This is a genomic window from Janthinobacterium saanense (assembly GCF_014200675.1).
Classification (GTDB): Bacteria; Pseudomonadota; Gammaproteobacteria; order Burkholderiales; family Burkholderiaceae_D; genus Janthinobacterium.
The window spans coordinates 1-12,822 of sequence record NZ_JACHCI010000002.1; the positions used below are offsets into that span (position 1 = coordinate 1).

At 51.1% G+C, this 12,822-nt stretch carries 11 protein-coding genes and 1 pseudogene; 7 read left to right on the forward strand and 5 right to left on the reverse strand.

Going from position 1 to position 12,822, the window contains the following annotated elements; translation table 11 throughout:
- Nucleotides 1–97 precede the first annotated feature (97 nt).
- Nucleotides 98–207: pseudogene (locus HDE72_RS28120) on the reverse strand (helix-turn-helix domain-containing protein); the annotation flags it as partial.
- A 294-nt stretch (nt 208–501) separates the two neighbouring features.
- Here HDE72_RS28120 and HDE72_RS02745 point away from each other — a divergent pair.
- Genes HDE72_RS02745 through HDE72_RS02755 form a run of 3 tightly spaced genes read left to right on the forward strand, consistent with a single transcriptional unit; the run spans nt 502 to nt 4,100 of the window.
- Nucleotides 502–2,991, forward strand: a complete 2,490-nt coding sequence (locus tag HDE72_RS02745) for a P-loop NTPase (protein WP_183737212.1) — start codon at nt 502–504, stop codon at nt 2,989–2,991.
- A gap of 26 nt (nt 2,992–3,017) precedes the next feature.
- On the forward strand, nt 3,018–3,389 hold the full coding sequence (locus HDE72_RS02750) for a hypothetical protein (RefSeq protein ID WP_183737213.1): 372 nt from the start codon (nt 3,018–3,020) through the stop codon (nt 3,387–3,389).
- A 3-nt stretch (nt 3,390–3,392) separates the two neighbouring features.
- Complete coding sequence (locus tag HDE72_RS02755) at nt 3,393–4,100, forward strand: TIR domain-containing protein (RefSeq protein WP_183759339.1); 708 nt, start codon at nt 3,393–3,395, stop codon at nt 4,098–4,100.
- A 318-nt stretch (nt 4,101–4,418) separates the two neighbouring features.
- On the opposite strand, the gene HDE72_RS02760 is transcribed toward HDE72_RS02755, so the two are convergent.
- Nucleotides 4,419–4,877: a hypothetical protein gene (locus HDE72_RS02760; RefSeq protein WP_183737215.1), complete on the reverse strand. Its 459-nt coding sequence runs from the start codon at nt 4,875–4,877 to the stop codon at nt 4,419–4,421.
- Between the two features lie 221 nt (nt 4,878–5,098).
- Nucleotides 5,099–5,968: a DJ-1/PfpI family protein gene (locus HDE72_RS02765; RefSeq protein WP_260176390.1), complete on the reverse strand. Its 870-nt coding sequence runs from the start codon at nt 5,966–5,968 to the stop codon at nt 5,099–5,101.
- Here HDE72_RS02765 and HDE72_RS02770 point away from each other — a divergent pair.
- The gene (locus HDE72_RS02770; RefSeq protein ID WP_183737216.1) at nt 5,967–6,908 is read left to right on the forward strand and encodes a GlxA family transcriptional regulator; all 942 of its coding nucleotides are present in this window, start codon (nt 5,967–5,969) and stop codon (nt 6,906–6,908) included. The genes HDE72_RS02765 and HDE72_RS02770 overlap by 2 nt on opposite strands.
- Before the next feature lie 179 nt (nt 6,909–7,087).
- Here HDE72_RS02770 and HDE72_RS02775 read toward each other — a convergent pair whose 3' ends face one another.
- Complete coding sequence (locus tag HDE72_RS02775) at nt 7,088–7,624, reverse strand: Csu type fimbrial protein (protein WP_183737217.1); 537 nt, start codon at nt 7,622–7,624, stop codon at nt 7,088–7,090.
- A gap of 406 nt (nt 7,625–8,030) precedes the next feature.
- Nucleotides 8,031–10,262 (reverse strand): NADP-dependent isocitrate dehydrogenase, encoded by a 2,232-nt coding sequence (locus tag HDE72_RS02780; protein ID WP_183737218.1) that lies wholly within the window; start codon nt 10,260–10,262, stop codon nt 8,031–8,033.
- A gap of 368 nt (nt 10,263–10,630) precedes the next feature.
- Between HDE72_RS02780 and folE2 the strand changes: the two genes are divergently transcribed.
- The 3 genes from folE2 to blaOXA all read left to right on the forward strand — a co-directional run bounded on the left by folE2 (nt 10,631) and on the right by blaOXA (nt 12,748).
- Nucleotides 10,631–11,557, forward strand: a complete 927-nt coding sequence (gene folE2, locus HDE72_RS02785; RefSeq protein ID WP_183737219.1) for a GTP cyclohydrolase FolE2 — start codon at nt 10,631–10,633, stop codon at nt 11,555–11,557.
- 70 nt (nt 11,558–11,627) lie between these two features.
- Nucleotides 11,628–11,798, forward strand: coding sequence for a hypothetical protein (locus tag HDE72_RS02790; protein WP_183737220.1), 171 nt, complete (start codon nt 11,628–11,630; stop codon nt 11,796–11,798).
- Between the two features lie 173 nt (nt 11,799–11,971).
- Nucleotides 11,972–12,748, forward strand: coding sequence for a class D beta-lactamase (blaOXA, locus tag HDE72_RS02795; protein WP_260176503.1), 777 nt, complete (start codon nt 11,972–11,974; stop codon nt 12,746–12,748).
- Nucleotides 12,749–12,822: the final 74 nt, after the last annotated feature.

A 12,822-nucleotide genomic window follows, 5' to 3' on the forward strand; every position in this document is an offset into this window, starting at 1 on the left:
TCGCGTCAAATCGACCGAAAATACGCTTGATCGACTTACTGTTCGACCATTTGGCGCGTCAATTTCGCTAGGAAAGCGAATTGATCAGCGCTTCCCTAGGCGAACGGCCAAGACGTTGAGCAATCGTTCGGATACTGCCTGGTCATCGCGCATGGTCATCACGACAGCACGCTCTTGGATTGTTAGGTGACAATAGATTCTGGGCATGGCAACACATTACAGGAGTAGGTGTTGCACTTGGTTTTAGAGGCTGCCTATAGTTAAGGCCGTGTCTGAATTGCAGAATTGATCCTTGCTCCCTTTTTTCGAATTCAACTTCCTTAGCTTCTATGGGCCGTAAACAGCTTCATATGGTTGCATCCGGCATGTCAATTCGTCGCTCGTTCCTTTGGAGAAATCTATTGCCGAAGAATAATTAGCTATACTTTCGGAAATTTTCTGTGCAAAATACACAAATTGGCATGCACTCAAGCCTCGCGGCCGTCCTAGTAGGGGAGCGTTTTGAACGAAATCGAAAAAAAAAATATCAAGGAAGTGATTTGCCCGCTTATTTTGTCGGGCGAAGCAGCACTGCTTCTTGGTGAGCATTTCAGTCGCGGTAGTTCGTCTTTAAGCGGGACGATACCAAATGCAGATGAGCTAAAAAATAGACTACTTAATGATTGTGGTAAAACACCTGGTTCGCGCACTACATTAAAAGATGCATATAAATATGCTGAGCGCAATATACCAAATTTTTCGGTGTATTTTAGTAAGATATTTTCAGCTACAAAGACATCGCCTTGGCAGGATAAAATATTTGAGTTTGTTTGGAATAGAATATATACAACAAACATTGATAATTCACTGAATTTATCTTATTCAAAAGTTAAGAAAAATGGAAAAAATTCAGCAGACTTTGTTTTTTTAAATTATTCAGATAATAGTATAATTGGAAGCTCAATTGGTAGCATTCCAGTTATTTCTATAAATGGATCAATAGAATTTATTGAAAATGGTTTCCTATTGGACAATTCGGAATATGGATCGGTTGATTCGAGAAAAATTTCTGATTGGCATAACGAATTGCCTGCGAGAATGTTGATAGGCGGGCTCATAGTAATCGGTGAGCTAGATGAAAATGATATCGATGCCTGTTCGACTGCATTGGTATTTGACTCTAAGGACGTCGAGCATCAACCAAAAAACTGGGTGATTCTGAATAATCCGGATGAAATAAAATGTTCTAATTACAAGGCGGCCGGCTTTGTTGTTATTGATTCAACGCCAGAAGAATTCTTTAATTTTGTTTATTTAAATATAGCGCCAGTAGGAATATACGAGGCGATGTCTAAAGATGTGCCAGCAGAAAAAAAATCAAGCTTTAATATAAAGGCAATGGTTTGGTTTAGGAGTGCTTTCAATACTATATTAAATGAAATTGAAAAAGCAAAACTTCAAGCGGGAATTCTGCGCCAATTTATTATGGGAGCATATCCTGATTGGTTTTATATACAAAATAATGTTCATGCCGTGACTCCAAAAATAGAATCTCTGACTCGAAAAGTTGCTTATCTTATGAGTACGAGTCAAGATAAACTTGGAGTATTGCATGTCACGGGCTCAAGTGGCTCTGGAAAAACAACCGGGATACGTGCATCGCTGCACAGTTTGGTCAATCTATATCCTTATATTTATGAATTCGACTCCGAAAATGGAATCGATATTGAATATTTATATTCAATACTGGATAATTTTTCTGAAAAATCAATAATTGTATTCTATTCAGCTGCCGCTTACTATTATACTGTTAACGCACTGGCAATAAAACTCAAGGATAAGCCAAGACCGTTTGTTCTCTTTATATTGGAGGAGAGAACTAATTCGTTTTTGAAAAATAGGCACCATTTGGTGGACTGTGCTACGTTTGCTACCGAATTTGAGTTTGGTCGCATGTCTATAGATGATGCTAAAGCTGTTGCAAAGAAGCTAGATTCTTTGAGTATTATTTTCGAGGGATTCTCTAATAATACAATCGATCAACGAGCGAAAATAATTCTGGATTCGGAGCGTGGATATAACGGCGATCTTTTATCCACACTGTTCTCGTTGACAACGCACGAAAATTTTGAAGACCGAATTTATAAAGAGTATCATTCTGTAGCTGAAGGTAGTCCTAGAGATATCTTGGAGGTAACGGCGATTATGAGCTCTTTAGGGTTCTCAATTCCAATTAATTATATGTCTGGCTTTTTGGAAATTGAACCCCGAGAAATCATGGAAAAGATGAGCCATGATTTAATGGGAATTGCAGTTATGAGTAAAGCACGTATGCAAGTCATGTGCCGACATCGTGTTATTGCAGATTTTTATTTTAAAAATTGCATAGCTGGTAAAGGGAATATAAATCTAGTAGTTGGAATACTCGAATTCCTCTCTCGACAATTTACAATCGCCGATATACGTTATCATCCCTTGGCGTACGAGATATATCGGAAAATAATTTCATTTAATTTTCTATATGATGACTATTTTCCAAAGTCAAGTCGCAGGAAAGATACGGAGCGAACTTATCACGAAGCGCAAAGATTTTTTGGCACCGACGGAGTTTTTTGGTTGCAATTCGGAAGGTTTTATCGAAAAATCGGCGAATTTGATAATGCGATTGACTGCTTCCGTACAGGGTTAATGTTCTATGACTCATTCCAGACTAGACATTCCCTTGGAACCGCTCTGTTGGAAAAATTTGTTGCTACAAACTGCTTAGATGAAGATCTTTATGCTGAAGGCGTCGCGATATTAGATGAGGAAATCATAAGGCGAGGTCCTCGCGATCCGTATCCAACTACAACGATGTGTAAGCTTTTGCTTGATATAATGCAAGTTAGGCCATCTAACACTGACGTGAATGAAAGATTTCTCTCTTGTATGAATAATGGGCTTAAGAATTTTAAAGATGATATAACGTTTCAGCGAATAATAAAACGCTATTATTCTATGAGCGAGAGATAAATATTAATATGGGCGCGTGAGAGAAAATGCTAAATCCAAATTGGCCAATGATTATAGCTGGGCTTTTGATTTTATTAAAACAGGCCTTTAAGTTACATTTGCAAAACAAGCCAAATTCAGTAGATTACCTAAAGACTATAGCATCCATTCCCGTAGATGTATCATTTTTGGTTGTGAGTTTCTTCATTAAAGCGGCTACCGTGCCAAATCATGATCAAAATATGTTAATTGCGGGAATAGTCTTGTATTTGATAGTCAGTGTTTTTACCACCGTATTGTGGCGTATAAGCGATAGCGCCGTTAGTGCAAGCTTGGGAAAGAACTTTCTATGGGCTTTTCCACTTAACGCAGCTCTTTCTATAGTAACTTTTTATATAGCTTTTACTGTTATTGGTTAAATGATGGATAAACAAACTTTTATTATAGCTGGTGTTATTTTCATCGCGACATATCTATTGGCGACAGCGATATATTTTTTATTTAAAAGGTATATTACTGCCAAGGAAGCCACTCTCCTCCAGGAACGCGTCAGATTGGATGATTTTAGAGCTCATCTTGAACGTCAGTTGATGGAGTTGAACTTGAAATTTTCTGTGTCGGAAGGCAAGTGGAAGGAGTTAAATCATCTTGTTTTAGCTGGTCAGACTCCGAAAGTTTTACCAAACATGCACGGAGTCACCTCGACATTTCTTTCGCAGCATGGAATCAATCGTTCTGAAATAAAAGTCGATAAAAATTTACTCTTTGTCATTACGCCTTTCCATGAAGATCTGAGCGATGAATTTGCCGCAGTGAAAGAGGCTGGTGAATCGCTAGACTTTAATGTTAATCGTGGAGATGAACGTGTCGAGGCAGACTCAATATTTTTGCAAATTTTGAATTTAATTTTATCTTCAAATATTATTGTGGCCAATATTACTGGTAGAAATCCAAATGTTTTTTACGAACTTGGGTTGGCTCACGCATTTGACAAAAAAGTTATATTGATATCACATCACTCGTCGCCAATCCCATTCGATGTACAGGCGAAGAGAATACTATTTTACAAAGATAATGAAGAGCTGAAGGCTAAGTTGACGCCTATGTTAAAAGAGTATTCTAAAAATTAATTGGGGAGCGAGGGTCAGTTCTGCCATTCCTACACAGCCTCAGCTATGCATGGCCGCGATCACATCGATAGGCGGTTTTTTTAGGTGTAGTTTCGGGTGTAATTTATCCAACTTGTAAATTATTCGCCTATTTGGGAGCAAAAAAGCCCGCGTGAGCGGGCTGACGAGGGACTAGGGAGTCACTGATTAATTCGACTTTTCGTCCAAACTTCGTGTGTAAGTCTTTGATTTCTAAAGGGACGGATTTTCATAAACTGAATTAATCAGTACTTCCCTAGCAGGCAGGTCGCAGGCTGGCAATCATCCATCAATGCAGGATTATTTTCCGCAAGCCTTTCCATGCTCACCATGGAAGCCTTTGGCTTTAGCATCAGCCTCTGCCATGTATTCGCCTTTTTTTGTCTTCCCATAGTACTTATCACCTTCGCAATGATAGACCTTGCTTGATGTGTTGACCCAAACCTTGCCATCGCCGCCACCCGGGGCCACCTGAGCTGACGCTACCTTACTAGCGGTGCTTGCCGCAGGAGCTGCTCCAGCTGCCATCTTCCCAGTGCTCATCATGCCGCCGTGTCCCCGGCAACCATGGGTAGTTTGGTCGGCTGGCGCAGAGCCATCTTTACACTTGGGCGTCGGAGTAGCATCGGGTGCCGCCGGATTTCCCATCGCCGAGGGTGTAGGCTTAGGTGCGGCCGAAGGCGCAGACGCTTGGCTCTGAGCAAACGCCTGCGATGCGAAGGCTGCACTTACTGCGAGGATTGCAATGAAGTTTTTCATTTAAGGTCTCCAGTGTGCACGGAATGACGTGCTTGCACCGGTTAACGCAGAGCCGCACGTACCGTTGACTCCACCGAAAAAATACATGGCCGATTGCGCAAATACGAGCATCAAGCGCCAGGGGGCGTTCGCCGAGCAATTATTCGCGGGGCTCTTGCTGTGAGCAGGAACTGGCAGCACGCGCACCTATCGCTGTGCCCGGAATTGCTTGATCACTGCACTTAGACGGAAGCTGGTGTGTGCGACCGTGCTAGACGCTCCATGTGCGCCTTCGCCACTCGTACCGCTTCGTCGGTTCGCCCCCACAGGCCCTTTATTTGTTCGACGATTTCCGGCCGCGCGCTACGCGGATGTCCCGAGTTCATTGTCGGCTGAGGATCGTACTCCAGAACGAGTTGTGTAAACTCTGCCGCATCCCGCCCTTTGATCTCTGCGATGACCTGCAGTGCAAAATCAATTCCAGCCGTTACGCCACCGCCGGTGATGCGGTTCCTGTCGACGCAGACCCGTTCATAGCTCGGCTCGATACCCAAGGCTATGAGTGGTTCGTAGAACGGCCAGTAGGTAGCGGCGCGGTAGCCCTCCAGCAGCCCCGCCATTGCGAGAAGCACAGAGCCTGTGCATGCGGAGGTGATATAGGTGGCAGTCTTTCCGGCCCGAGCAATAAAGTCCAGAAATTCCTGGTCTTTCATGATCTCCGGGGTTCCCGCGCCACCAGCGACAAACAGCACGTCCAAATTGTCCGGAACGTCATGCATTGTAATCGTCGGGTTCAGGGTGACCCCCATATCCGTCGGAACAGGGTCCATGGTTTTCCAGATGATGTGTGTTTTGGCATGAAGGCCAAATGCAGTCTGTGGCCCTGCCAAGTCTTGCAGCGTAAAGCCTGGAAAGATCACCATCCCTATCTGCAGTTGGCGGTCTTCAATTTTCTTACTCGGTTTATCCGACATCGTTTTTCTCCTTTTGTTGGGCTTGACTACAGCATAGCCCTGCCAGACAATATGCGTGAGTGGCAGGAATGACAAAAGGCGATTGGTTTCTGCCAGCGTTTGCATTTTACAAATTGATGAAAAGGAGTCCATTTCCATGCATAGGATCGCGGTTCTGGTGTTGGATGATGTGGTACCGCTGGACTTTGGTATCGCCTATCAGGTTTTTGCCTTGGCCCGTCAGATTGACGGAAGCAAAGCCTACGATGTAGAGGTGTGCGGACCCAGGCGGACAATTCGGACGGCCAGCTTCGATATGCAGGTGCGACACGGACTTGATCGCCTTGTGCAAGCCGACACCATTGTCATACCAGGAAGTGAAGACCCTTTCAGAGAGGTTCCAAGGGCTGTAAGCTTGGCTCTTCAGAGCGCCTATGATCGCGGGACAAGATTGGCGTCTATTTGCACGGGAGTCTTTACCCTTGCCGCAAGCGGTCTGCTTGATGGAAGGCGCGCTGCTACGCATTGGCGTGTTGCAGAGGACCTTGCCAGGCTTTACCCCCAGATAACAGTCGAACCGAATGTGCTGTTCGTCGATGAAGGTAGCATCGTGACTTCGGCCGGCGCGTCGGCAGGTCTGGACATGTGCCTGCATCTCGTGCAACGCGATTACGGCCAGGCTGTTGCTGCGAACACTGCCCGCCTGGCGGTCGCGCCTATGCGCCGGGACGGCGGTCAGGCGCAATTCATTCGCCAGAAGCTGCCCAGCTCGCCAACCAGCTTGACGTCATTGATCGAGTGGCTGCGAGACCATTTGAACGCCGTGCACACGGTCGATAGTCTTGCGATACACGCCAATATGAGCCCCCGCACCTTTGCCCGACGATTTCAAGAACAGACCGGTACCACCCCGTTGCAATGGCTGCTCAATGCGCGCATCGATCGAGCGCGTGAATTACTTGAGGAGAGCGAGCTATCGATAGATCAGACAGCATTTCTTTCGGGGTTCGGTTCAGCTGTGACCTTCCGGTCACGTTTCCGGCGGGTTGTCGGTCTTACCCCGACAGAATACCGTCGTCGATTCAGCGCTGCAAACTAGATCTGATCATTACGCCGGGCCGGAGCTAAAGCGGAGCCAGGGTCGGTGCTGCGGCAGCGGCGATTTATCTCGACTGCATGATTGAATATACAGAGCAAAGAATCAAGGAGCTGCAGCCCACCGCCTGGCAGGCTGCTTAGGAAACACCCGCTGCCGATGGGCTTTCTGTCCGGGCTAGCCTAGAAAAACACTGTTGCGGTAATCGTCGATTTGTAGGTGTCCGGCGATGGCGTATTTTGTGGCGGGACGTTGCCGTAGACGGTGATCGCTTGTGCGGAGCCACTACCGACGCCGCTGACGGTGTCGGTGCCCTGGGTGTTGCCCCAGTTGGTGGCGCCCGAGGTCTGGAACAGGTTGAATTGCACCACGCCCGTATTGCCGCTGGTCGTGCCGCTCATGTAGCGGGTGGCGACCGAGGAGCCGGTGCCGGTGCCGGCGCTCAAGCCCACGTTATAGGGGGTGGTGTTGGTGCAGGTGACGCTGACCGTGGTGTTGACGTTGAGGGGCGTGGAAAGCAAGCCCTGGGCTTCACCAAAGTCCAGCGGGGCGGCTGAAATAATGCAGTTGGCGACGATTTTCAAGGTGACGTCGAATGGTGCGGTATTGGTGCCGGTGCTGTACACGGCGGCGCCGACGGGGATGGTGGCGGTGGCGCCCAGCAGGGACAGCGCGGCGATGGTGGACAAGCGGGAGAGTTTTATGCGCAACGGTAACATTATGGCCTCCGGATGATGGGGGATCATGAATCGACTTTTCCAGGTGCAGGGCGGCGATGGGATGTCGCAGCATTGCTGGCGCTGCCATGCGTCCTTCCACGTTAAAGTGTCATTTGAGCAACTCAAATTGCTTTGAGTCAATCTATGACTGGATTATTAGCGATTTGAAAAATTGCTGCTTTTGCTAGCGGTGAAAGCACTTTTGATGCGGGCGAAGAATGCAAAAAAAGACGCGTGCTCTGTGTGTCAGCTAACACAAGCGCTGTTTTGATGGGGGGGGGCTGTTGCTACGCGGTAATGCTGGCAGGGGAGGGCGCCATGGCCCGCTGGGAACAGCGGGCCATGGCGTTTTTGTTGCAGGAATTGTAGCAGATGCCGGCGTTGCCGCCGGCATCCGAGTTCATCCTTAGATGGTCGACAGCGCCGCGTTCAGGGTGGCGCTAGGACGCATGACGGCGTCCGTTTTCACTGGATCAGGGTGGTAGTAGCCACCGATATCCATGGCCTGGCCTTGTACTGCCTTCAGCTCTTCAACGATCTTCGCTTCGTTTTCCGACAGGGTTTTTGCCAGCGGCGCGAAGTGCGCTTGCAGTTCGGCGTCGTCCGTTTGGGCGGCCAGCGCCTGTGCCCAGTACAGGGCCAGGTAGAAGTGGCTGCCGCGGTTGTCGAGTTCACCGGTGCGTGTCGATGGCGACTTGTTGTTGTCGAGCAGCTTGCCGGTGGCTTCGTCCAGCGTCTTGGCCAGCAGCTTGGCTTTGGCGTTGCCGGTCTTGATGCCCATGTCTTCCAGCGACACGGCCAGGGCCAGGAACTCGCCCAGGGAATCCCAGCGCAGATGGTTTTCTTCCACCAGTTGCTTGACGTGTTTAGGCGCCGAACCGCCAGCCCCTGTTTCGTACATGCCGCCACCGGCCATCAGTGGCACGATCGACAGCATCTTGGCGCTGGTGCCCAGTTCCATGATCGGGAACAGGTCGGTCAGGTAGTCGCGCAGAATGTTGCCGGTCACCGAGATGGTGTCCAGGCCGCGCCATGCACGTTCCAGGGTGTAGCGCATGGCGCGTACTTGCGACATGATCTGGATGTCCAGGCCGTTGGTGTCGTGGTCTTTCAGGTAGGTTTGTACCTTCTTGATCACTTCGTTTTCGTGTGGACGGTATGGGTCCAGCCAGAACACGGCAGGCATGCCGGAGTTGCGGGCACGGGTGACGGCCAGCTTGACCCAGTCACGGATAGGGGCATCCTTGACCTGGCACATGCGCCAGATATCGCCTTCTTCGACGTTTTGCGACAGCAGCACTTCGCCCGTTACCAGGTCGGTGATGTTGGCAACGCCGGCTTCCGACACTTCAAACGTCTTGTCGTGCGAACCGTATTCTTCCGCTTGCTGCGCCATCAGGCCCACGTTCGGCACGGTACCCATGGTACGCGGGTCGAAGTTGCCATGCCATTTGCAGAAGTTGATCATTTCCTGGTAGATACGGGCAAAGGTGCTCTCAGGCATGACTGCCTTGGCATCTTTCGGACGGCCATCGGCGCCCCACATCTTGCCGCCGATACGGATCATGGCTGGCATCGATGCGTCGACGATGATGTCGTTCGGCGAATGGAAGTTGGTGATACCCTTGGCCGAATCGACCATCGCCAGTTCTGGACGGTTGGCGTGGCAAGCGTGCAGGTCTTTCAGGATTTCATCTTTTTGCGACGCCGGCAGGGTTTCAATCTTGTCGTACAGATTGACCATGCCGTTGTTGACGTTCACGCCCAGTTCTTCGAACAGCGCGGCGTGCTTGGCGAACGCATCCTTGTAGAAAATACGCACGCAATGGCCGAACACGATAGGGTGCGATACCTTCATCATGGTCGCCTTGACGTGCAGCGAGAACATCACGCCGGTCTTGTACGCATCGTCGAGTTCTTTTTCGTAGAACTCCAGCAGCGCTTTCTTGCTCATGAACATGCTGTCGATGATTTCGCCGGCTTGCAGCGCAACCTTCGGTTTGAGCACGATGGTCTTGCCCGAAGCGGTGATCAGTTCCATCTTGACATCGCGCGCGCTTTCCAGGGTCAGCGATTTTTCGCCGTGGTAGAAGTCGCCGTGGTGCATATGCGAAACGTGGGTGCGCGAAGCCTGGCTCCATTCGCCCATCGAATGCGGATGCTTGCGTGCAAACTCTTTCACGGCTTTAGGCGCGCGGCGATCGGAATTGCCTTCACGCAGGACCGGGTTGACCGAGCTGCCGATGCATTTGCCGTAGCGTGCCTTGAGGGCTTTGTCAGCGTCGGTCTTGGCATCTTCCGGATAGTCCGGCAGTTTGTAGCCCAGGTTTTGCAGTTCGCGTACGCAAGCCATCAGTTGCGAGACGGAGGCGCTGATGTTCGGCAGCTTGATGATGTTGGTGTCCGGGTTTTGGGTCAGTGCGCCCAGTTCGGCCAGGGTGTTCGGTACTTTTTGGTCGTCGCTCAGGTATTCAGGAAACTCGGCCAATACGCGCGATGCCACCGAAATATCGCTGGCGACCACGTCTACGCCTGCTTGGGCCGTGAACTTCTTGATGATAGGCAGCAGGGAATAGGTCGCCAGCAATGGCGCTTCGTCAGTCAGCGTATAGATGATTTTTGATTTTTGTGATGCCATGTTCATTTCCTCGTATGCGGTGGTGCCCGGTAGTTCCCGGCGGTTAACTTGCTACCCTTACTTCCGTTTTGCTTCATTCCCAGGCACACCTGGCAGTGCCAGGTGTTGCCATTCCAAATACAACTATTATCTTGTTTGCATTGGACACTTGGTGTGCGGGCGCTGGCGCCTGCTTCAGCCAATCTCTATTTTAGACTGTCCGACCACTCTATGCCTAAATTATGAAATGTCAATCATATATAAGACATCTTATATGAGTCTTAGGCGTCCTCAACATACGTCAAAATTCGCCATTAATGCAATTGACTTGCAAAAACGGCGACACTTCTGCATGATATCGGGCCATCTTGCCATTGAGGAGTTTAGGTATGAAACGCGATCAACTCAACACGCCGCTGCCCGACGTCGCTGCCGGCGGCTATGGCGGCAATCAACTGCCGCTGGAATGGGTCGGCATGCAAGGCATCGCCTTGCCGCTGCAGCTGCTTGAAGAAAGCGCGACCGGAAGCACGGTGCAGCAGGTGCACGCCTGGGCCGATGTGCAAGTCGACTTGCCCGACCCGCGCGTGAAGGGCATACATATGTCACGCCTGTATTTGCTGCTCGATGATTTTGTTGCGAAGCAAAGCCTGGGCGCGGCTGCGCTGCATGATCTGTTGCTGCGCATGGTGGGCAGCCACGCCGATTGCAGCGCCACGCAAGCGCGGCTGGTGCTGGCTTTTCCGCTGCTGCGGCGCCAGCCAGCCTTGCTGACGGCGGGGCTGGCAGGCTGGAAATCGTATCCCGTGCGCTTGCAGGCGCAATTGTCGCCACGAGGATTCAGCCTGGACGTCAGCGTGGAAACAGGCTATTCATCGACCTGCCCATGCTCGGCAGCATTGGCGCGGCAATTGCTGGCCGACGGTTTTGCGGCCAAGTTTGGCACGGGCAGCATCGATGGCGCGCTAGCCCAGGCCTGGCTGCGCGAACATGGCAGCCTGGCCACGCCACACAGCCAGCGCAGCGTGGCCACTGTGACGGTGGCCCTGCACGGCGATGGACCGCTGGGCTTGTTCAGCCTGATCGATGCGGTGGAGGCGGCGCTGGCCACGCCGTTGCAAACGGCCGTCAAGCGGGCCGATGAGCAAGCTTTTGCTCGCTTGAACGGCGAGAACCTGATGTATGTGGAAGATGCGGCGCGGCGCGTGCAGGCAGCGCTGCTTCCCCGTTATGCGGGTGCGCAAGTACAAGTGCGGCATATGGAGAGCCTGCATCCACACGATGCCGTGGCGCAAGCCGGTGCACTGATCGCCTGACAGTCACCCGTTTGTCATATAAAGGGACTACACTTTATGCACTTGTGTATTGAATGATGGGAGGTGGATCATGGCAGAGAAAACCGGGCGGGTGGATACCGATGACGCGCTGGAAGAGGAACTCGAGCGCGAACGGCGTGAACACATGCTGATCGACGAGGAAAAGCTGGGCATGGACGAACTGGAAGAAGAGCATTTGAAACGGGAGCGTGTGCCGGCGCCGGGCAAGCTGCCGCGCTGAAGGCATGCGGCTTGTTTGCACCATAAAAGTGCAACATTGCTGGTGTTGTCTGCCGCAGGCCATTACAATTTTTAATCCTGCCATTTGAAGCTGCTCCAGCTCTCATACTGCCCATGACATATATACGCTTGCTTCCCACCGTAGTGCGCACCGCAACAGGCCTTGCTGCGGCGATGCTGTTTGCCACCAATACCCAGGCAGCCACCCTGTGCACGGCCATGGTCGACGCCAAGTCCGGTTCGGTGCTGCTGCAAGAAGGCAATTGCGTGGAGCGGGTCACGCCTGCTTCCACCTTCAAGATCGCCATCAGCCTGATGGGCTACGACGCCGGCTTCCTCAAGGATGAGCATACGCCCAGCCTGCCATACCGTGTAGGCTATGTGGACTGGGGCGGTGCGCCCTGGCGCCAGGATACGGACCCGTCGCGCTGGATGCAATATTCCGTGGTCTGGTATTCGCAGCTGGTGGCGCAGGGGCTGGGCCAGGAAAAGTTCCAGAAATACGCCAAGGCTTTTAGTTATGGCAATGCCGATGTGGCGGGCGACCCTGGCAAGAACAATGGCCTGGAGCGCTCCTGGATAGCATCGTCCTTGAAAATCTCGCCGCTGGAGCAACTGGGCTTCTTGCGTAAACTGGTTACCGGCCATTTGCCGGTGTCGAAGCAGGCGGTCGAAATGACCAGCAAGCTCACGCGCCTGGACGACTTGCCTGGCGGCTGGCAATTACATGGCAAGACGGGCGCCGCTTTCCCGCGCAAGGCCGACGGCAGCTTCGATGAAGCGCACGGTTATGGCTGGTTCGTGGGCTGGGCCACCAAGGGCGAGCGCACCATCGTGTTTGCGCGCCTGGTGCAAGATGCGCAAAAGGGCCAGCAATCAGCCGGCCTGCGCACGCGCGAGGCCATGCTGAAAGAGTTGCCTGCCATGCTGGAAAAGGCGCCGCTGCAGTAAGCTTCGATTTTCATCCTGCCAGCTTGCCTGCCCTGTATACTTGCCGAAACGGATCTTCCCGTATCAGACAAGGT